This is a genomic window from Staphylococcus sp. Mo2-1 (assembly GCF_046721385.1).
Classification (GTDB): domain Bacteria; phylum Bacillota; class Bacilli; order Staphylococcales; family Staphylococcaceae; genus Staphylococcus; species Staphylococcus equorum_A.
The window spans coordinates 1,156,211-1,176,720 of record NZ_JBEUUK010000001.1 but is presented as its reverse complement, the minus strand read 5'-3'; the positions used below and the strand labels follow the sequence as shown (position 1 = coordinate 1,176,720).

The window sequence follows — 20,510 nt, the reverse complement described above, 5'->3', positions numbered from 1 at the left end:
GAAACTGCTCACTGTTATAATGAGTGAAATTAAAAACGTTAGGTGGCTTAATTAAGGCGATGAAGACATTGGATAAATATCAAGAGAATAAATTAACAAAACTACATTTAAATGAAAAAGTTACAGGATATGACCATGTCGTAAATAATATAAGCTATTATTAAGCAACCGCATAGATTGATTGCAGTATGTATTTATGGCATGTCATGTCCTTGGAAGCGAGGAAATTGATATGTCTTTTTATTATGTTCAAAAACCATTTGAAAAATATGGTAAAACGCTGATAAATCACGTAAATATAAGTGTTGAAAAAGGAGAACACATAGCTTTTGTGGGTGATAATGGTGTTGGAAAAACAACCTTACTAAATGAACTATACTTAAAGTATAGAGACAATGCGTATCTTATGAAGCAAGAAATGACAGATTATTATTATGAAACTGGAATGGAATTCATTTTATCTTTATTTCCAGAAATATTAAAATTAAAAAAAGAAATAACTTATAACTATGAAAAAATAGCTGATTTTATAGCATATAATGGCTATGAATTAGAACAAAAAATTATAACACAGGCGAATTTATTTAATTTAAGCGAAACTGATTTAGACAAGGAAATTAGCCTTTTAAGCGGAGGTCAACAAACACGCGTCGCATTATTACGTTCAATTATTTCAGAAAAAGATTTAATCCTATTAGATGAACCAACTAATCATCTTGATCAAACGATGCTAAATGATTTAATAACGCACATGAATAAATCAAAGCGGACAATCATTTATGTATCGCATCACCGTGGATTTATCAATGCAACTGCTAGTCATATCATAGAAATAAATCGAACGCAGACAAGGAAATTTACGGGTAATTATAACCAGTACAAAGAAATTATAGATTTAGAGTTTCAAACACAAGTGAATGCTTATGAAAAACAGCAGAAAGAAGTTAAGCGACTTGAGGATACTATCAAGAGAGTTAAAGAATGGCATGTTGCTTCTAAGCAAACAACAAGTGTTCGCGATCCATCTGAGCAAAAGCGATTAAGTAAATTAGCGCAAAAATCAAAAGTAAAAGCGTCACAATTAAATCAAAAATTAAACGAAAATAAACTAGAAGAACCTGAAAAAGATGGCAGAAGGTTTTATTTTGACCAACATGAAAACATGCGCAAACGCTACTTATTAAGGCTAGAAAATTTCAGTATTTCAATAAATAACCTTTGTATTTATGATCAAGCGAATTTCGAAATTAAGAATAATGAAAACATTTTGCTTACAGGACGCAATGGTAGTGGGAAATCACTATTAATCAGCTTGATTAGACAAACATTAAAACCTGATCAAGGTCATATTTATATTACACCTTCACTTAAAATAGGTTATTTTGATCAACAAAATGATAATTTAACATACTGTGAGACCCCTTTAAATACTTTGTTAGATTTAGAAGGTATGACACTTAATCACGCTCAAACGATTTTAGCTTCATTTGGTTTTGACCAAGATAAAATTAAGGAGCCCATTACTTATTTATCAATGGGAGAAAAAAGCAGGCTACAGTTTGTATTATTATTTTTCTCGAGACCCAATTTATTGATATTAGATGAACCAACAAACTATTTTGATATCGCAACACAGGACTTGATTATGGACATGATTCATAGTTTCACTGGTCAAGTGCTTATTGTCACACATGACCAGTACTTACAATCACGATTTACAGCAACACATTGGGAAGTATCCAATAAGCAACTTCATAATTTAACGCTTACTCAATATCGCGGGTCAAATACAGACGATACATTGAAATTAATAGATGATTACAAAACAATTGATGAAAGTGGACATTTTGAAACAGACAACTAGAAAATTTGATTAGATGGTGCTATCATTGGAACATTGATAAAATTGTTAGGAGTGTCAAACATGGAAGTATATGCAGATTATGCTCGCAACAACGCCAGTCAAACAAGCAGTTATAGATAAGATGATAGATGTTTATAGCGTTCATTATGGTAATCCCTCTTCTATTCATAGTATGGGAAGAGATGCAAGAAAATATCTCGATGAGTCGCGTAGAACTGTAGCGAAGATATTTAGTGCTAAGCCAAGTGAAGTTATATTTACAAGTGGCGCTACTGAATCTAATAATACTGCAATAAAGGGTATTGCGTACGAACATCAACATAAAGGTAAACACATCATTACATCTAAAATTGAACATCACTCTGTACTCCATGTATTTGAACAACTTGAAAAAGAAGGCTTTGAAGTCACTTATTTAGATGTGGATCACGAAGGCTTAATACAACTAGACCAATTAAAAGCGACACTTACGGATGAAACAATTTTAGTGTCAATCATGTTTGTTAATAACGAAATTGGCACAGTCGAACCTATGTATGACATTGACGACATCATCGCTGAATCTAACGCTTTGTTCCATGTTGATGCAGTTCAAGCAATAGGCCATCTTGAAATAGATTTTCATGAATTTAACATAGATGTGATGAGTATTACTGCACATAAATTTGGAGGCCCTAAAGGTGTGGGTGCGTTATTAGTCAAAGATGAAACAATATTGCAATTCCCACAATTAGGCGGAGAACAAGAAGCAAAACGAAGAGCTGGTACAGAAAATCTTCCGCAAATTGTAGGATTAGCTGAGGCTTTGGCTTTAGCCAATAATCATATAAACGATAATAACGTTCATTTAATGAATTTGAAAAATCAATTTCTCGTGACATTACAAGAGCGATCGGTTCCATTTGAATTGAATGGTTCTATGACAGATTCAACAGGACATATCGTTAATTTATATTTGCCTTTCGTTGATGTAGAAACGATGCTCACCTTATTGGATTTATCTAATATATATGTCTCGTCAGGCTCCGCATGTACAGCAGGAACAACAACACCATCGCACGTATTAATAGCAATGTATGGCAATGAAGAACGCGCAAAACACTCTGTAAGATTTAGCTTTAATGAACAAACGACTGAACAAGAAATTAAATATATAACTGCAGAAATACACAAAATTTATCACAAATTTAAGGAGGAAATATAGTTGTCAAATCAAGATACACGTGTGGTAGTCGGTATGTCAGGTGGCGTAGACAGTTCTGTAACGGCACACATATTAAAAGAACAAGGTTACGATGTCATAGGCATTTTTATGAAAAACTGGGATGATACTGATGAGAGTGGGTTTTGTACGGCTACAGAAGATTATAATGATGTAATCGCTGTATGTAATCAAATCGGTATACCTTATTATGCTGTTAATTTCGAACAAGAATATTGGGATAAAGTATTTACTTATTTCCTAGATGAATATAAAAAAGGGCGCACGCCTAATCCAGATGTAATGTGTAATAAAGAAATTAAATTTAAAGCATTCTTAGAACATGCATTAAAATTAGGTGCAGATTATGTTGCAACAGGTCATTACGCTCGCATACGACGCCATGAAGATGGTCATGTTGAAATGTTACGTGGTGTCGATAATAACAAAGACCAAACTTATTTCTTAAATCAATTATCGCAAGATCAATTATCTCGTGTTATGTTCCCAATAGGTGATATTGAGAAGAAAGAAGTACGTCGTATTGCTGAAGAACAAGATTTAGCTACTGCGAAAAAGAAAGATTCTACAGGTATTTGTTTTATAGGAGAACGTAATTTCAAAGAATTTCTATCACAATACCTACCGGCTCAATCTGGTGATATGGTTACATTAGCAGGGGATAAAATTGGTACACACGCAGGACTAATGTACTATACAATTGGTCAACGTCACGGTCTTGGTATTGGTGGAGATGGAGATCCATGGTTTGTAGTAGGTAAAAATCTAGACGACAACGTGTTATATGTAGAACAAGGTTTTCATCATGAGGCACTATACAGTGACTATTTAATCGCTTCTGACATTTCATTTGTGAATACGGTTGATTTAGAAGAAGGCTTTGAATGTACTGCTAAATTTAGATATCGCCAAAAAGATACTAAAGTATTTGTTAAAAAAGAAAATGACAATGCAATTCGCGTTTCATTTGCTGAACCAGTTCGTGCAATCACACCGGGTCAATCTGTCGTACTTTACGATGGTGATGTATGTTTAGGTGGCGCTACAATTGATGATGTATTCAAAGAATCAGGTCAGTTAAGTTACGTCGTTTAATACATTTTACTTAGAAATCGTTAGTAAGCTATATATTATAGTAACTAACGATTTCTTTTTCTAAAATATGATTTAAAAAAGATGAGCAAATGTTATAATGAATAGTCAGAAATGAGGGTTTAAATTGGATCAAGAACAAATATATAAATTAATTAAACAAGGTAATATTGAAGAAGCATTAACAGCATTATTTGCAAATATTGAAGAAAATCCTAAAGAAGTTGAAAATTACATAAATGCGGGTATTCTAATCGCTGAAGCGGGTGAAGTTGAAAAGGCTGAAAAGTTTTTTCAAAAAGCAATAACACTCGACCCAGAGAATGGTGCGATTTATTATAATTTAGGTAATGTATATTATAATGAAGGACGTTTTAGTGAAGCAATCAAACTATATCAGCAAGCGCTAAAATACAAAGTAGATTTAGTGGATACGAATTATATGATTGGTATGTCATTTAATCAACTAGAGGCATTTAAAGAGGCATTACCGTTCCTAATGACTGTCGCTGAAAAAGATGACCGTAAAGACGTGGAAGTTCAATTTCAATATGGTCTTGTATTATGTCATTTAGAAATGTTTGAACAAGCAATGACTCAATTGAACCATGTATTAACTTTAGATGAAAAGCATTCAGATGCTTTATATAATCTAGGCTTAGCTACTTATATGCAAACTGAAGATACAACACAAGCAATTCAAATTTTTGAACGTGCAGTAGAGGCTAATCCAGAACACGTGATGAGCCAACACGCAATTAAAACTTTTAAATCTATAGCAGAGGAGGAATAACTAATGGAAGACCCTACATTATTTAATAATTCAATGATTAAAGGAACCGTAGATGCCATTTTATTTCAAAATAAAGAAAACTTTTATACGGTTTTAAAGGTAGATACAATTGAAACAAATGAAGATTTCGATTCAATGCCTACAATTGTAGGGTTTTTTCCAGAAATTGCTGAAGGTGATGTCTATACGTTTAAAGGTCAAGTTGTAACACATTCTAAATATGGTAAGCAACTCAAAGCTGAAACGTTTGAAAAAGAATTACCACAAACAAAAGAAGCAATCATTAGTTATTTATCCAGTGACCTTTTTAAAGGTATTGGTAAAAAAACGGCGCAAAGCATTGTAAATAAGTTAGGCGAGAATGCCATAAGCGATATACTCAATGACCCTGCCGTTTTAGAAAAAGTACCGAGTCTACCGAAAAAGAAACAAAAGCAAATTGCAGAACAAATCGCCAGTAATCAAGAAACAGAACAAATTATTATACGCCTTCACGATTTAGGTTTTGGTCCGAAGCTCGCTATGGCAATATATCAAGCCTATTTAGGTGAGACACTTAAAGTTGTTGAAAATACACCTTACCAATTGGTTTATGATGTAAAAGGAATCGGTTTTAATAAAGCAGATACTTTAGCGCGCAACGTGGGTATTCAATTTAATGATGATGAACGTTTAAAAGCGGGTTTATTATATGTTTTAGAAGAAGAATGTATTAAACAAGGTCATACATATTTACCTACAAATAATGTTCTGGAAATGACACAAGATATGTTGTCTCAACCACCAACAGAAATGATTGATGCACAACAACTTATCAATGTATTGCAAGATTTAGTAAATGATACGAAATTAATCCAACAAGAAAATGAAGTTGCTATACCAAGTTTGTATTATTCAGAGTTGAAAAGCGTTCAAAACTTATATCGCAATTTTACGCATACAAATAAATTAAAAGAAATTGAGCAATCAGAGTTATTACTTGAAATTGGTGAAATAGAGAACCGTAATGAAGTAACATATGCCGACTCACAAAGAGACGCGCCGCAAACTGCAATCAATACTAAAATCATGCTACTCACTGGGGGTCCAGGTACTGGTAAAACGACAGTAATCAAAGGTATCGTAGAGTTATATGCAGAAATCCATGGATTATCGTTAGACTATGATGATTACCAGAATGACGATTACCCAGTTGTGCTTGCCGCACCTACCGGCAGGGCATCGAAGCGGCTTGCAGAATCTACAGGCTTAGAAGCAATGACGATACATCGCCTAATTGGTTGGAATCAAGATACACAACCTGAAGACATATTAGAAAATGAAATATCAGCAAAACTTATTATTATTGATGAGATGTCGATGGTTGATACATGGCTATTCCATCAATTTTTGAGTGCAGTACCTATAGACGCACAAGTTATATTAGTAGGTGATGAAGATCAATTACCATCTGTTGGTCCTGGACAAGTGTTTAAAGATTTAATCGATTCAAAAGTCATTCCCCGTGTTAATTTAACTGAAGTATACCGACAACAAGACGGTTCTAGCATTATTGAGTTGGCACATAGAATGAAATTGGGCGAAGCAATTAATATCACACAGCGTTTCCATGATCGTAACTTTATCAAATGTACGACTGAACAAATACCCATAGTAGTTGAAAAAGTAGTGACAAGTGCAGTAAATAAAGGATATGACATGAGTGATATTCAGGTGTTAGCACCTATGTATAAAGGTTCCGCGGTATAAAAAAACTTAATACAGTCTTGCAAGATATATTGAACCCTAAAGACAAAGATACTCGAGAAATTGAGTTTGGTGATGTTGTTTTTAGAAAAGGTGATAAGGTTTTACAACTTGTGAACCGACCAAGTGATAATATTTTCAATGGTGATATCGGTGTAATCGTAGGTATATTTTGGGCGAAAGAAAATGCATTAAATAAAGACATACTTGTCGTTGATTTTGATGGCAATGAAATAACGTTTGTTCGAAAAGATTTATTAGAATTAACACATGCATATTGCACATCTATTCATAAGTCTCAGGGTTCTGAATTTCCTATAGTCATTATGCCAATGGTCAAACAATATTTTAGAATGTTACAAAAACCTATTTTATACACAGGGCTTACCCGAGCGAAGCAGTCGCTTATATTTTTAGGTGACCCACAAGCATTTGATATTGGATTGAAAACACACGGTCAAGTGAGAATGACACAATTATGCACATTTCTGAAAACTTATTTCAGCAACGAAGTAACTGAAGATGCTGAAGATAGTATTGCAATCAGTAAAACAATTGATGCAGACATCATTTTGACTGAAGATAATATCTTTAAAATTAACCCAATGATCAACATGGGAGACATTTCACCATACGACTTTGTAGAAGATTGACATTAGTAACGAAAGTAAATACAATATAATTAACTTAGCATAAAGGTGAGTAGACTGTGTTAGACAACAAGAGATGTACTGGTTGGTGGAAAGTACAGATAATACAGTTGAACGCTGCTTTATGTCAGTATAAATATTAACTAATTAAGTGATAAGTGTGAGTTAGTAAATTTTAAGAATAACTATCGTCTGATATGTAAATCTTTAAAGTTTAGATAGAAATAGATTTACTAATGCTTATAACCAGGGTGGTACCGCGAAACGTTCGTCCCTTTTATGAGGATGGGCGTTTTTTATTTTCAATTTTTTCTTATAACTGTTATAACTTGATTTGAGATGGAGGAATTTTAAGGATGAAAAACTTAAAAGCTAGTGAAATTAGACAAAGTTTTATTGATTATTTCGTTGAACAGGGACACATGGTTGAACCTTCAGCGCCGTTAGTGCCTATTGATGATGATTCTTTACTATGGATTAACTCTGGTGTTGCTACATTGAAAAAATATTTTGATGGTAGAGAAACACCGAGAAAACCTCGTATAGTGAATTCACAAAAAGCAATTCGTACTAATGACATTGAAAACGTAGGCTTTACTGCACGACACCATACGTTCTTTGAAATGTTAGGAAACTTCTCAATTGGTGATTATTTTAAAAAAGAAGCAATCCAATTTGCATGGGAATTTTTAACAAGTGAGAAATGGATGGCAATGGATCCGAAATTACTTTATGTCACAGTTCATCCTGAAGATGTGGAAGCATATAGAATCTGGAATGAAGAAATGGGATTAGAAGAAAGTAGAATCATCCGTATTGAAGGTAATTTCTGGGATATAGGTGAAGGTCCATCTGGTCCCAACACTGAAATATTCTATGATCGTGGCGATCAATTTGGTCATGATGATCCTGAAGAAGAAATGTATCCTGGTGGAGAAAATGAACGCTTTTTAGAAGTGTGGAATCTAGTGTTTAGCGAGTTTAATCATAATAAAGATCACACTTATACACCATTACCAAATCAAAACATTGATACTGGCATGGGTCTAGAAAGAATGGCTTCTATCGCCCAAAATGTACGTACAAATTATGAAACTGATTTATTTATGCCTATTATTCATGAAGTTGAAGCAGTTTCTGGCAAAAAGTACTTAGAAAAAGATGCCTATGATGTTGCCTTTAAAGTGATTTCTGATCATATACGTACAATTGCATTCGCAATTGCTGACGGCGCATTACCTGCTAATGAAGGCAGAGGTTATGTATTGCGTAGATTGTTACGCCGTGCTGTAAGATTCAGTCAATCTCTAGAAATTAATGAACCATTTATGTACCAGTTGGTTGATATTGTTGCGGATATTATGGAACCTTATTATCCAAACGTAAAAGAAAAATCAGATTTTATTAAACGTGTTATTAAATCTGAGGAAGAACGTTTCCACGAAACTTTAGAAGAAGGACTTGCGATATTAAATAATTTAGTTGCAAAAGCTAAAGATTCAACTCAGGAAATCAATGGTAAAGATGCGTTTAAATTATATGATACTTATGGCTTCCCAGTTGAATTAACTGAAGAGATCGCAACACAAGAAAACCTTTCTGTTGATATGCAGACTTTTGAAATTGAAATGGAACAACAAAGAAATAGAGCAAGACAAGCACGTCAAAGTTCTCAATCTATGCAGGTTCAAAGTGAAGTATTGAAAAAAATAACTACTGAAAGTCAGTTTGTAGGTTACGACATCATGGATAAAGCAACAACGATTACTGATATTATCTATAACGGAGAATTAGTAGATACAGTTGAAGCTGGAGAAACAATTCATTTTGTATTAAGTGAAACACCTTTCTACGCTGTAAGTGGTGGACAAGTTGCAGACCAAGGTATAATCAGTAACGAACAATTTGAAATTGCCGTGACTGAAGTAACGAAAGCACCAAACGGGCAGAACTTACATACAGGTGAAGTTCAGTTTGGAACAGTTAGAAAAGATGCTGAAGTTTCTGCAAGCGTGAATCACGAAGACCGCCGTACAATCAAGAAAAACCACAGTGCCACGCACTTGTTACATGCTGCTTTAAAAGAAGTGTTAGGCGATCATGTTAATCAAGCTGGTTCATTGGTTGAAGCAGACCGTTTAAGATTTGATTTCTCACATTTCGGTCCTATGAGTCAAGCAGAAATTGATCGTGTTGAACAACGTGTTAACGAAGAAATTTGGAATAGCATCGATGTTAATATCCAAGAAATGCCAATTGATGAGGCTAAGCAAATAGGTGCTATGGCACTATTTGGTGAAAAATATGGTGATGTAGTAAGAGTTGTAAATATGGCACCATACTCTATTGAATTATGTGGTGGTATCCATGTGAATAATACGTCTGAAATTGGATTGTTTAAAATTGTTAGTGAATCAGGTACAGGTGCAGGCGTGCGTCGTATCGAAGCATTTACAAGTAAATCAGCATTTCTATATTTAGAATCTGTACAAGAGAAATTTAATGCTGTTAAGACTCAAGTTAAAGTTAAAACAGATGAACAAGTATTTGAAAAAATAGTGCAAATGCAATCTGATGAAAAAGAACTTACAAAACAATTAGAGCAAAAAAACAAAGAAGTTACAGCCTTGAAAATGGGTGATATCACTAACCAAGTTGAAGATATAAATGGCTTGAAAGTTTTAGCAACAGAAGTTGAAGTTGCAAATGCCAAAGCAATTCGTGAAACGATGGATGACTTTAAATCGAAATTACAAGATACAGTAATCGTATTAGTAAGTAACGTGGATGGAAAAGTATCATTAGTTGCCACTGTACCAAAAGAATTAACTGCTAAAGTGAAAGCAGGAGATATTATTAAAAACATGGCACCTATTGTAGGAGGAAAAGGCGGAGGCCGTCCTGACATGGCTCAGGGTGGAGGTACTCAACCTGAAAACATCACAGAATCATTACGTTTCATTAAAGATTACATTAAATCTCTATAACTTCAGTGCATAGTAATGTAGAATGTAAATAAGAACTTTTTTACTTGATACGAAGGAGTGCTAAAAGAATGGAAAATTTTGATAAAACAATGAAGTTTAATTACGATGAAATTCCAAAAGAAGATGTCAAAACAGTATTGCAAAATGTCTATAATACGTTGGAAGAAAGAGGATACAATCCTGTAAATCAAATCGTAGGTTATTTACTATCAGGTGATCCAGACTTATATACCTCGTAATAACGAGGCCAGAAACCAAATACGCCGCATAGATCGTGACGATATTATGGAAGAACTTGTTTCGAATTATTTACAAGAGAATTCAAAATAATATATGTTAAAGCATAAAATATTAGGTTTAGACGTTGGAAGTAAGACTGTTGGCATTGCAGTAAGTGATTTAATGGGTTGGACAGCCCAAGGATTAGACACACTCCGTATAGACGAAGAAAACAATGAACTAGGTATTGAACAATTAGTAAAAATTATAAAAAAAGAGAATGTTGGCTCTGTTGTTATAGGTTTACCTAAAAACATGAACAATTCTATTGGATTTCGAGGCGAGGCTTCGTTACAATACAAGGAGCAACTTCAAGAAGCACTGCCATCTGTAGAGATAATTATGTGGGATGAACGATTAAGTACCATGGCTGCAGAACGTTCTTTACTGGAAGCAGATGTTTCTAGACAGAAACGAAAAAAAGTAATAGACAAAATGGCAGCAGTTTTTATACTGCAAGGCTATTTAGACTCTATTCAATAAAAAGGAGCGTTTAATAATGACAGAACAAAATAAAGATGCAGAATTAGAAATTAACAACGAAGAGGAATTATTAACACTATATGATGAAGAAGGTAATGAAGTTTTATACCGTAAAGTTTTAGAATTTTTCCACCCAGAATTCAAGAAAGAATATGTTATTCTTGCTGAAGAAGGCGCTGAATCTGATGATGAAGATTTAGTTGAATTAGTACCAATGATCAATGAACCAGACGAAAATGGTGAAGGTGGTAAATTCTTACCAGTTGAAACAGATGAAGAATGGGACATGATTGAAGAAGTAGTTAATACTGAAATGGATGATCATGACCACGATCACGACCACGAATAAAATCACTGTAGAGGCCACATATAGCCTCGTATAGCGACGAATAAATAACTAAAGGATGATTTCACTAGAAATCATCCTTTCTTGCTGTCAACAAACGTGTGAGGTTTTGTTGACAGTTTTTTATATTGTTGGCATAAGTCCCTGTTCAGCTCATATTCTAAACAGAGGCTTCCGTTTTGGAAAACAACTATATAAAGCTCAGCACAGCTTTGAAACACAATTTACACTTATATTTTGTGCTAGTTTATGGTAAAATATATAAAGTTAATTTCAATCGTACGTTATGTATATTGATGATATATTTAAATATCAATAATCGAACGCGTATCCTTATAAAAAGCGAGTTACCAATTACTTTTATTGCAGACAATCAGTCAATTTATTCTGACTGATTTATTTTATTATTTAAACAAAAAGTATCATTTTACAACAAAGGAAGTTATGAAAATGGATAATAATCAGTTATATTTGTTAAATTTGCATAAGCAAACTGATAAAAATATTGAATCATTAAGAACCTATGCAGAGGAAAATCAAGTGCCCATCGTTGATAAGCTCACTTTAGAAATGATAAAACAAATTATTAGATTACATAAACCTATTAATATTTTAGAAATTGGAACTGCAATTGGTTATAGCGCAATGCAATTTGCTTCTATTTCTGAAAAAATTAATGTGACTACAATTGAACGTAATGTAGAAATGCAAGATAAAGCGAAAGAAAATATTGAGTTATTTCAATATTATAACCAAATCAGATTAATTGAAGGCGATGCATTAGAGCAAGTTGAAAATGTGAGTGATCGCAGACTATGATATGATATTTATTGATGCGACTGAAGGCACAATCTAAAAAGTTTTTTGAACTTTATACGCCTTTATTAAAAATAGGTGGCATCGTTGTTACTGACAATGTACTTTATCACGGCTTTGTATCTGATATCTCTGTTGTTCGTAATAGAAATGTCCGACAAATGGTAAAGAAAGTACAAGATTACAATGAATGGTTAATGAATCACACAGATTATACTACTAATTTTTTAAACATGGATGATGGTTTGGCAATTTCAATTAAAGGGGAATCAAAATGACAGAATTATTAGTAACACCCAAATCTGTTGAACATATTGAAGTATTAATTGAAAAAGGTGCTGATGCTTTTGTAATTGGCGAACAAAAATTCGGCTTAAGACTTGCAGGTGAATTTAATAAAGATGACATGATAAAAGCTGTGGATTTAATACACAGTCAAGGTAAAAAAGCTTATGCCGCAGTTAATGGCATTTTTCATAATTATCATCTGAACGCATTGGCGTCTTATATTAATTTTTTGCATGAAATTAAAGTAGACCGTATTATATTTGGTGACCCAAGCAGTGGTTATGTTTGTAAAACAACAAGCACATCCAATTCCATTAAATTGGGATGCTGAAGCACTAGTTACCAATTACTTTCAATGTAATTATTGGGGTAAAAAAGGTGCACAACGTGCTCAATTAGCTAGAGAACTTAGTTTAGAAGAGATTATTAACATTAAAGAAAACGCTGATGTTGAGATTGAAGTTCAAGTGCATGGAATGACTTGCATGTTCCAATCTAAACGTATGTTATTAGGCAATTATTATACATTTCAAGAACGACAAATGAAAATTGAAAGAAATAAAGAAGCAAATGAATTATTATTATACGATGAAGAACGTGATAATAAATATCCCGTGTATGAGGATTATAATGGCACACATATCATGTCACCTAATGATATATGTCTAATTGAAGAGCTAGAACCACTTTTAGCAGTTGGTATAGATGCATTGAAAATAGATGGTGTATTACAATCAGAAACGTATATTAACGTATGTACAGAACAATATAGAGAAGCCATTGATTTATATAATGAAGATCCTGAAGTTTATGAAGATGAAAAATTTATGCTTGTCGATCCAATTGAAGCTATACAACCAGAACATCGTCCGTTTGACGAAGGCTTTTTATTTAAACAAACAGTATATTGATGGAGGTTTAACAGTGAAAGTTTTAGAAGAAGTTAAATTACATAATAAACCTAAAATGAATAAACCTGAACTTCTGGCACCCGCTGGTAATTTAGAAAAATTAAAAATTGCAGTACACTATGGGGCAGATGCTGTGTTCCTCGGTGGACAAGAATACGGTTTAAGATCAAATGCAGATAATTTTACAATGGATGAAATTAAAGAAGGCGTTGAATTTGCTCAACGCTATGGTGCTAAAATTTATGTCACTACAAATATCATTGCGCATGACGAAAATATAGATGGATTAGATGATTATTTGCGTGATTTGGCCTTAACTGGTGCAAGAGGCATTATCGTTGCTGACCCTCTGATTATTGAAACATGTAAACGAGTGGCTCCTAAATTAGAGATACATTTATCTACACAGCAATCTCTTTCAAATTATAAAGCCGTTGAATTTTGGAAAGAAGAAGGCTTAGATCGAGTGGTATTAGCTCGTGAAACTGGAGCAATGGAAATGAAAGAGATGAAAGAAAAAATAGATATTGAAATTGAGTCTTTTATACATGGTGCGATGTGTATTGCTTATTCAGGAAGATGTACTTTAAGCAATCATATGACAGCGCGCGATTCCAATAGAGGTGGCTGTTGTCAAAGTTGTCGTTGGGATTATGACTTGTTACATATAGATCAAGACGGCGATTTAGATTTATTCTATGGCGATGATGAAGTTGCGCCATTTGCAATGAGTCCTAAAGATTTAAAACTAATCGAAGCTATACCAAAAATGATGGATATTGGTGTTGATTCTTTAAAAATTGAAGGACGTATGAAATCTATTCACTATATTGCAACAGTTGTTTCTGTGTATCGCAAAGTCATCGATGCTTATGCGGAGGATCCAGAACATTTTAAAATCAAGCCAGAATGGTTAATCGAATTAGATAAATGTGCCAATAGAGATACGGCTTCAGCGTTTATTGAAGGTACGCCAGGTTATGAAGAACAAATGTTTGGGCAACAAAATAAAAAGAATGCTTCATTTGACTTCTGTGGTTTAGTATTAGATTATGATAGTTCTACCCATATAGCTACAGTGCAACAACGTAATAAATTTGAACCTGGACAAGAAATCGAATTTTTTGGCCCTGAAATTGAAACATTTAGACAAGTTGTGGATACAATTTATGATGAAGAAGGTAATGAACTTGATGCTTGCACGCCACCCATTGCAAATCGTGCAAATCAAAGTCGATCATCCAATTTATGCCAACAACATGATGAGAAAGGAAATTGGATAATGAATAGTACGACAATTATAGGAATTGCAGGCGGTTCTGGATCAGGGAAAACATCAGTAACAAATGAAATTATGAAGAATTTAGAAGGTCATAGTGTTGCACTATTGGCTCAAGACTATTATTATAAAGACCAATCGCATTTAACTTTTGATGAACGCTTGGAAACCAATTATGACCATCCATTTGCATTTGATAATGATTTGTTAATCGAGAATTTAAATGATTTGAGAAATGGGAAACAAATTGAAGTTCCAACGTATGATTATTCAAATCATACGAGAAGTGATAAAACGATTGCATTTGAGCCAAAAGATGTTATTATCGTGGAAGGTATATTTGCGCTTGAAAACAAAACATTAAGAGATTTAATGGATGTCAAAATTTATGTTGATACTGATGCTGATTTGCGTATCTTAAGACGGTTACTTCGAGATACTGAAGAAAGAGGCCGTACTATGGATTCTGTTATAAATCAGTATTTAAATGTGGTGCGACCAATGCATAATCAATTTATAGAACCTACTAAAAGATATGCAGATATTATTATTCCAGAAGGTGGCAGTAATAAAGTAGCAATCGATATAATGACGACAAAGATTCAAACTTTAGTAAGTAAACAATAGTATGTATATGTAAAGGAAGATGACATAATGGAAAATCAAAAACAATATCCAATGACTCAAGAGGGTTTTGAGAAACTAGAACATGAGTTAGAAGAATTAAAAACAGTTAAACGACCAGAAGTCGTTGAAAAAATTAAGGTAGCACGTTCTTTTGGTGACTTATCTGAGAACTCAGAGTACGATGCTCGCAAAAGACGAACAAGGATTTATCGAACAAGATATTCAACGTGTAGAACATATGTTACGTAATGCACAGATTATCGAAGATACTGGTGATAACAATGAAGTTAAAATTGGTAAAACAGTAACAATTGTAGAATTACCAGGCGAAGAAGAAGAAGAATACCAAATTGTTGGTTCGGCTGAATCTGATGCATTCAATGGTAAGATTTCTAATGAATCGCCAATGGCTAAAAGTTTAATTGGTAAGAAATTAGAAGATGAAGTACGTGTACCGTTACCAAATGGTGGCGAAATAAACGTTATTATTAAAAATATTAAATAAAATTAATCCCCCTAAATATCTTCAAGGATATTTAGGGGGATTTTACACTATGCAAAAGTATTTATATACTTGATGGTAACATTTTGTTAACTTAATGATAAGAATGAAATTTTAGAATAATATTGCTATTTTATTTACTAATATACTTTGTTTAATAAACGTTTAGTTATTATTAGTAATAACTTTTTCTATTAAACACAATTTTAAAATAAATGATATACTATCAATAGCATGTGCACAATATAGTTTATCTGAAGATAAACTATATTGTAAATGTAATAAAGGGGGCATAATCTTTGAATTATAAATTAATTAATGAACAAACGATTATGATTTATTTTGAAGAGCGTATTGATCCTGATACGTTTCAAAAGGTACAACGCGTTGAACAATATATTAAAGCACAAAACAATCCGACTATTATTGAAGTAGTTGCTTCGTATCGTGCAATTATGTTAACCATTGATATCAGTAAAAGTGATTTAACCCATATAATTAAAGCGCTTAATTTAAATCAAATAGAGATAACAAAATTTAATGATACAGCTACACCAACACAAACGATTAATATACCAGTGTTATATGGTGGAAGTTATGGACAAGATATTCAAGAGGTAGCATCACATAACAATTTAACTACTAAAGAGGTTATACGAATACATACTGAAAATGCTTATTTAATTTATATGCTAGGTTTTATGCCTGGTTTTCCTTTTTTAGGAGGATTAGATACACAATTACATACGCCAAGACGGCAAGAACCAAGGACAAGCATTCATGCAGGCTCTGTAGGTATTGCTAATAATCAAACAGGACTATATCCAAAACAATCGCCTGGTGGTTGGCAAATTATAGGACGCACGCCAATTAAAGTGTTTGATATTCATAGAGAACCTATGTGTTTATATGGCGCAGGAGACTATATAAAATTTTATGCTATTGAAGAAGAAACATACCATCGTATATTAGATGAACAACAACATGACAATTTTGATATAGAAAAGTGGGTGAAAATTTAATATGTCTATAAAAATTTTGAATCCTGGACTATTTAGCACAATACAAGATCAAGGTAGAATTGGTTTTCAAAACCAAGGATTTTCAAATGCGGGCGTGTTAGATCAATATGCATATAGATTAGGTCAAACACTTATTGGAAATGAAGGGCCTGCAATTGAATGCACAATCATTGGGCCAACACTTCAATTTTTAGAAGATAATTCTTTTATTATCACTGGTGCACAATTTAATGCCAAGATAAATGATGAAGTGATTGATGTTCAAACAGTAACTTCAGTAAAAAAAGGCGATATATTGGAACTAGGTGCCGTAGTTAATGGTGCGAGAGGTTATATTTTGTTAGGTAAACCCCTGTATGTTCCAATTGCGACTGGTAGTTATGCTACTCATACACGTAGTCATATCGGAGGATATAAGGGACGTGCCTTAAAACGAGATGATGTAATTTTGTGTAAACAAGATGATACATACCTTTCTAAAGTAGGCTACAGTTTAGAATTAAATACTGAACCATTTAATAAAGATACAATTCAAATTATCGAAGGACCACAAATAAATCGTTTCACTCAAGATGCGCAAGATAAATTAACAACAGTTGATTTTAAAATTTCTGAAAAATCAGACCGCATGGGATATCGCTTACAAGGTGAGATAATTTCACCAACAGATTCTGCGGATATCATTTCTGAACCAGTAGCTTTAGGTAGCATTCAAGTTCCAAACGATGGCAATCCAATTATTTTATTGAATGATAAACAAACAGTTGGTGGTTATACAAAAATTGCTACTGTATGTGCTTCAGATTTACATATTTTAGCACAGAAACAACCAGGGGACGTGCTACATTTTGAATGGACAACGATTGAAGCGACAACAAAAAAATTAAAACAACAAGAATTAGATTTCAAGAAAGTATTAGAAAATACAATCGATACACCTATTTATAATACGGCTCAATTCAGACCAACGGCTTCACGTATCAAAAAATTACTAAAAGGGGAATTAAAATGAATCTTGAAAAAATCGAGCAATTAATAAAATTAGTAAAAGAAAATGAAGTTAAGAAATTTGAATACAAAGATAGTAAAAGTGAAATAGCAATAGATTTTAATGATAATAAAGTGCATTCATTTTCTTCCGATAATAGTTCACAAACTGTAGCAAACCAAGCGTTCAATCAAAATCAAATTGTAGCAGACGGTCAAGCAGAGGACTATGACAACTTTAAGGAAGTTAAATCACCAATGGTAGGTACGTTCTTCCAACAAGATGAAAAAGAGCTTACTGAGCCCATCATTCATGTTGGTGATGAAATAAATAAAGGTGATACGATTGGTTTTATTGAAGCGATGAAAGTAATGAATGAAGTGAAAAGTGACGTAGATGGTGTAGTGAAGGAAATCGTAGTAGAACATGGTGCGAATGTCGAATATAATCAGACGATTATTAAAATAAAATAAGTGAAAGAAAGGGGCGTTTGCTGTGTATCGTTGTTTAATAGCAAACAGAGGAGAGATAGCTGTTAGAATTATCCGAGCATGTAGAGAGATGGATATTGAAACAGTAGCTATATATGCATTAGGGGATGAAACGAGTTTACATGTGAGTTTAGCAGATCAAGCTATTTGTATAGGTGAAGCAAATCCACTAGAGAGTTATTTGAATCAAGACAGAATTATTAGCGCCGCCAAAATCAGTGGTGCTACTGCAATACATCCAGGCTATGGCTTTTTATCAGAGAGTACTTCTTTTGCACAAAAAGTAGAAGAAAATAATATTGATTTCATTGGTCCAACACAATTGACGATGGAAATGATGGGTGATAAAATCACTGCACGTCAAACGGTTGATGATGCGGGTGTGCCAATTATTCCAGGTTCTACGAATGCTGTGGAGTCAATTGAAGAAGTGAAACAAATATCAAAAGATGTTGGCTTCCCCCTAGTTTTAAAAGCAACTAGCGGTGGCGGTGGTAAAGGCATTAGAATTGTTAAAACAGTTGAAGAATTGCCTAAAGCTTTTAAAGAGGCCAAGAGTGAAGGCGAGAAGTATTTTGGTGATGATCGTATTTATGTTGAATCGTTCATTCCTGTAGCGAAGCATGTAGAAGTTCAAGTCATTGGTGATGGTAAGAATAATTACATACATTTAGGAGAAAGAGATTGTTCTGTACAAAGAAAAAACCAAAAATTAATTGAAGAATCACCATGTGCGACAATATCAGAAGAAACTAGAAATGCAATGTGTACTGATGCTGTCAAAGTAGCAAAGGCTTCAAATTATAGAAGTGCAGGTACAATCGAATTTTTAGTAACAGACGAAGCATATTATTTCATTGAAATGAATGCGCGTATTCAAGTAGAACATACTGTGACTGAAATGAGAGCGAATAGGGATTTACTACAAGCTCAACTATACTTGATGATAAATGGCAAATTGCCTTTCACACAGGAAGATATAGTTTTTGATGGACATGTAATCGAAGCACGAATTAATGCAGAGAACCCAGAACGACAATTCCAGCCTTCACCAGGCAAAGTAGAAGCATTACACTTACCACAAGGATTTAACGTACGTGTAGATAGCTTACTTTATCAAGGTTATACTGTCTCTCCTTACTATGATTCTTTAGTAGCAAAAGTGATTGTCAAAGCACCCGACAGACAACGTGCAATTAAAAAATTAAAAGTCACTTTAGATGAAATGGTGATAGACGGTTTTACAACAACTGCTGACTTTTTATACGCAGTATTATCTTATCCATTGTATGCAGATGGAGATGCAAAAGAAGTAGATATAAAATTTTTAGATAGGCACCAAATTATCAAGGGGGTATCTTAATGCAAGTAGACTTAAATTGTGATCTCGGTGAAGCATTCGGTAATTATTCATTTGGAGGGGATGAACATATCATCCCACTTATTACTTCAGCAAATATTGCTTGTGGTTTCCATGCCGGGGACCAACATGTAATGAATGAAACGATAAAATTAGCCAAAGCACATGATGTAGGCATCGGTGCTCATCCAGGACTACCAGACTTACAAGGATTTGGACGTAGAAATATGGATTTATCACCAAGTGAAATTTATGATATTGTTGTTTATCAAATTGGTGCGTTAAGTGGATTTTGTAAAATTCATAACGTGAAGATTAATCACGTAAAACCGCATGGCGCCCTTTATCAAATGGGAGCTAGAAACAAAGATATAGCGCGTGCAATTGCACAAGCAGTATTTGATATTGACAACACCCTAATATATGTGGGATTATCTAACACGTCATTAATTTCTGAAGCTAAATCAGTTGGTTTAACAACAGCCTCAGAAGTCTTTGCAGATAGACGATACGAAGATGATGGCCAACTCGTAAGTAGAAAAGAACACGATGCATTAATTACGGATACAAATGAAGCAATTGAGCAAGTAGTTAACATGGTGAAATCACAAACCGTTGTCGCAAAAAGCCAAAAGACCATCAGCATAGAGGCTGATACAATTTGTGTGCATGGAGATGGTACACATGCTCTCGAGTTTGTAACACAAATTAGAGAAAGATTAACGAAAGAAGGCGTTTCTATAAAAAGTCTAGGGGGCTAACCT

At 33.6% G+C, this 20,510-nt stretch carries 12 protein-coding genes and 7 pseudogenes; all 19 read left to right on the top strand.

Features of this window, described 5'->3' with window-relative positions:
• Window positions 1-232 precede the first annotated feature (232 nt).
• The 19 genes and pseudogenes from sal to pxpA all read left to right on the top strand — a co-directional run bounded on the left by sal (window position 233) and on the right by pxpA (window position 20,507).
• Window positions 233-1,864 (top strand): Sal family ABC-F type ribosomal protection protein, encoded by a 1,632-nt coding sequence (gene sal / locus ABLV95_RS05940; RefSeq protein ID WP_460876618.1) that lies wholly within the window; start codon window positions 233-235, stop codon window positions 1,862-1,864.
• Window positions 1,865-1,924: 60 nt separating this feature from the next.
• Window positions 1,925-3,068 (top strand): annotated as a pseudogene (locus ABLV95_RS05935) (cysteine desulfurase family protein).
• On the top strand, window positions 3,069-4,181 hold the full coding sequence (gene mnmA / locus ABLV95_RS05930; protein WP_069815461.1) for a tRNA 2-thiouridine(34) synthase MnmA: 1,113 nt from the start codon (window positions 3,069-3,071) through the stop codon (window positions 4,179-4,181).
• Between the two features lie 124 nt (window positions 4,182-4,305).
• The gene (locus tag ABLV95_RS05925; RefSeq protein ID WP_460872694.1) at window positions 4,306-4,971 is read left to right on the top strand and encodes a tetratricopeptide repeat protein; all 666 of its coding nucleotides are present in this window, start codon (window positions 4,306-4,308) and stop codon (window positions 4,969-4,971) included.
• Between the two features lie 3 nt (window positions 4,972-4,974).
• Window positions 4,975-7,370 (top strand): annotated as a pseudogene (locus ABLV95_RS05920) (ATP-dependent RecD-like DNA helicase).
• Between the two features lie 353 nt (window positions 7,371-7,723).
• Window positions 7,724-10,354, top strand: a complete 2,631-nt coding sequence (gene alaS, locus ABLV95_RS05915; protein ID WP_427704314.1) for an alanine--tRNA ligase — start codon at window positions 7,724-7,726, stop codon at window positions 10,352-10,354.
• Between the two features lie 68 nt (window positions 10,355-10,422).
• Window positions 10,423-10,684: pseudogene (locus ABLV95_RS05910) on the top strand (IreB family regulatory phosphoprotein).
• A gap of 3 nt (window positions 10,685-10,687) precedes the next feature.
• Complete coding sequence (ruvX, locus tag ABLV95_RS05905) at window positions 10,688-11,116, top strand: Holliday junction resolvase RuvX (protein ID WP_002507439.1); 429 nt, start codon at window positions 10,688-10,690, stop codon at window positions 11,114-11,116.
• A gap of 16 nt (window positions 11,117-11,132) precedes the next feature.
• Window positions 11,133-11,465: a DUF1292 domain-containing protein gene (locus ABLV95_RS05900; RefSeq protein ID WP_285323293.1), complete on the top strand. Its 333-nt coding sequence runs from the start codon at window positions 11,133-11,135 to the stop codon at window positions 11,463-11,465.
• A 447-nt stretch (window positions 11,466-11,912) separates the two neighbouring features.
• Window positions 11,913-12,556 (top strand): annotated as a pseudogene (locus ABLV95_RS05895) (O-methyltransferase).
• A pseudogene (locus ABLV95_RS05890) lies at window positions 12,553-13,477 on the top strand (peptidase U32 family protein). Before ABLV95_RS05895 ends, ABLV95_RS05890 begins: the two co-directional pseudogenes overlap by 4 nt.
• Window positions 13,478-13,490: 13 nt before the next feature.
• Window positions 13,491-14,760, top strand: a pseudogene (locus ABLV95_RS05885) (peptidase U32 family protein).
• Entirely contained in the window at window positions 14,760-15,383 is a 624-nt protein-coding gene (gene udk / locus ABLV95_RS05880) for a uridine kinase (RefSeq protein ID WP_057512344.1), read from the top strand. Before ABLV95_RS05885 ends, udk begins: the two are co-directional and overlap by 1 nt.
• Before the next feature lie 27 nt (window positions 15,384-15,410).
• Window positions 15,411-15,888, top strand: a pseudogene (gene greA / locus ABLV95_RS05875) (transcription elongation factor GreA).
• A 296-nt stretch (window positions 15,889-16,184) separates the two neighbouring features.
• The gene (gene pxpB, locus ABLV95_RS05870) at window positions 16,185-16,907 is read left to right on the top strand and encodes a 5-oxoprolinase subunit PxpB (protein ID WP_460876615.1); all 723 of its coding nucleotides are present in this window, start codon (window positions 16,185-16,187) and stop codon (window positions 16,905-16,907) included.
• A 1-nt stretch (window position 16,908) separates the two neighbouring features.
• On the top strand, window positions 16,909-17,919 hold the full coding sequence (locus ABLV95_RS05865) for a biotin-dependent carboxyltransferase family protein (protein ID WP_460876612.1): 1,011 nt from the start codon (window positions 16,909-16,911) through the stop codon (window positions 17,917-17,919).
• Complete coding sequence (locus ABLV95_RS05860; RefSeq protein ID WP_427704323.1) at window positions 17,916-18,368, top strand: acetyl-CoA carboxylase biotin carboxyl carrier protein; 453 nt, start codon at window positions 17,916-17,918, stop codon at window positions 18,366-18,368. Before ABLV95_RS05865 ends, ABLV95_RS05860 begins: the two co-directional genes overlap by 4 nt.
• A gap of 22 nt (window positions 18,369-18,390) precedes the next feature.
• Window positions 18,391-19,749 (top strand): acetyl/propionyl/methylcrotonyl-CoA carboxylase subunit alpha, encoded by a 1,359-nt coding sequence (locus ABLV95_RS05855; protein WP_460876610.1) that lies wholly within the window; start codon window positions 18,391-18,393, stop codon window positions 19,747-19,749.
• Complete coding sequence (pxpA, locus tag ABLV95_RS05850) at window positions 19,749-20,507, top strand: 5-oxoprolinase subunit PxpA (protein ID WP_427704326.1); 759 nt, start codon at window positions 19,749-19,751, stop codon at window positions 20,505-20,507. The genes ABLV95_RS05855 and pxpA overlap by 1 nt, the downstream gene beginning before the upstream one ends.
• Window positions 20,508-20,510 lie beyond the last annotated feature (3 nt).

Bases quoted from the DNA above. Each gene is read 5' to 3' on its own strand.
- ABLV95_RS05865 (WP_460876612.1), top strand. From the start codon at position 16,909: ATGTCTATAAAAATTTTGAATCCTGGACTATTTAGCACAATACAAGAT.
- sal (WP_460876618.1), top strand. From the start codon at position 233: ATGTCTTTTTATTATGTTCAAAAACCATTTGAAAAATATGGTAAAACG.
- alaS (WP_427704314.1), top strand. From the start codon at position 7,724: ATGAAAAACTTAAAAGCTAGTGAAATTAGACAAAGTTTTATTGATTAT.
- ABLV95_RS05900 (WP_285323293.1), top strand. From the start codon at position 11,133: ATGACAGAACAAAATAAAGATGCAGAATTAGAAATTAACAACGAAGAG.
- ruvX (WP_002507439.1), top strand. From the start codon at position 10,688: ATGTTAAAGCATAAAATATTAGGTTTAGACGTTGGAAGTAAGACTGTT.
- ABLV95_RS05860 (WP_427704323.1), top strand. From the start codon at position 17,916: ATGAATCTTGAAAAAATCGAGCAATTAATAAAATTAGTAAAAGAAAAT.
- pxpA (WP_427704326.1), top strand. From the start codon at position 19,749: ATGCAAGTAGACTTAAATTGTGATCTCGGTGAAGCATTCGGTAATTAT.
- udk (WP_057512344.1), top strand. From the start codon at position 14,760: ATGAATAGTACGACAATTATAGGAATTGCAGGCGGTTCTGGATCAGGG.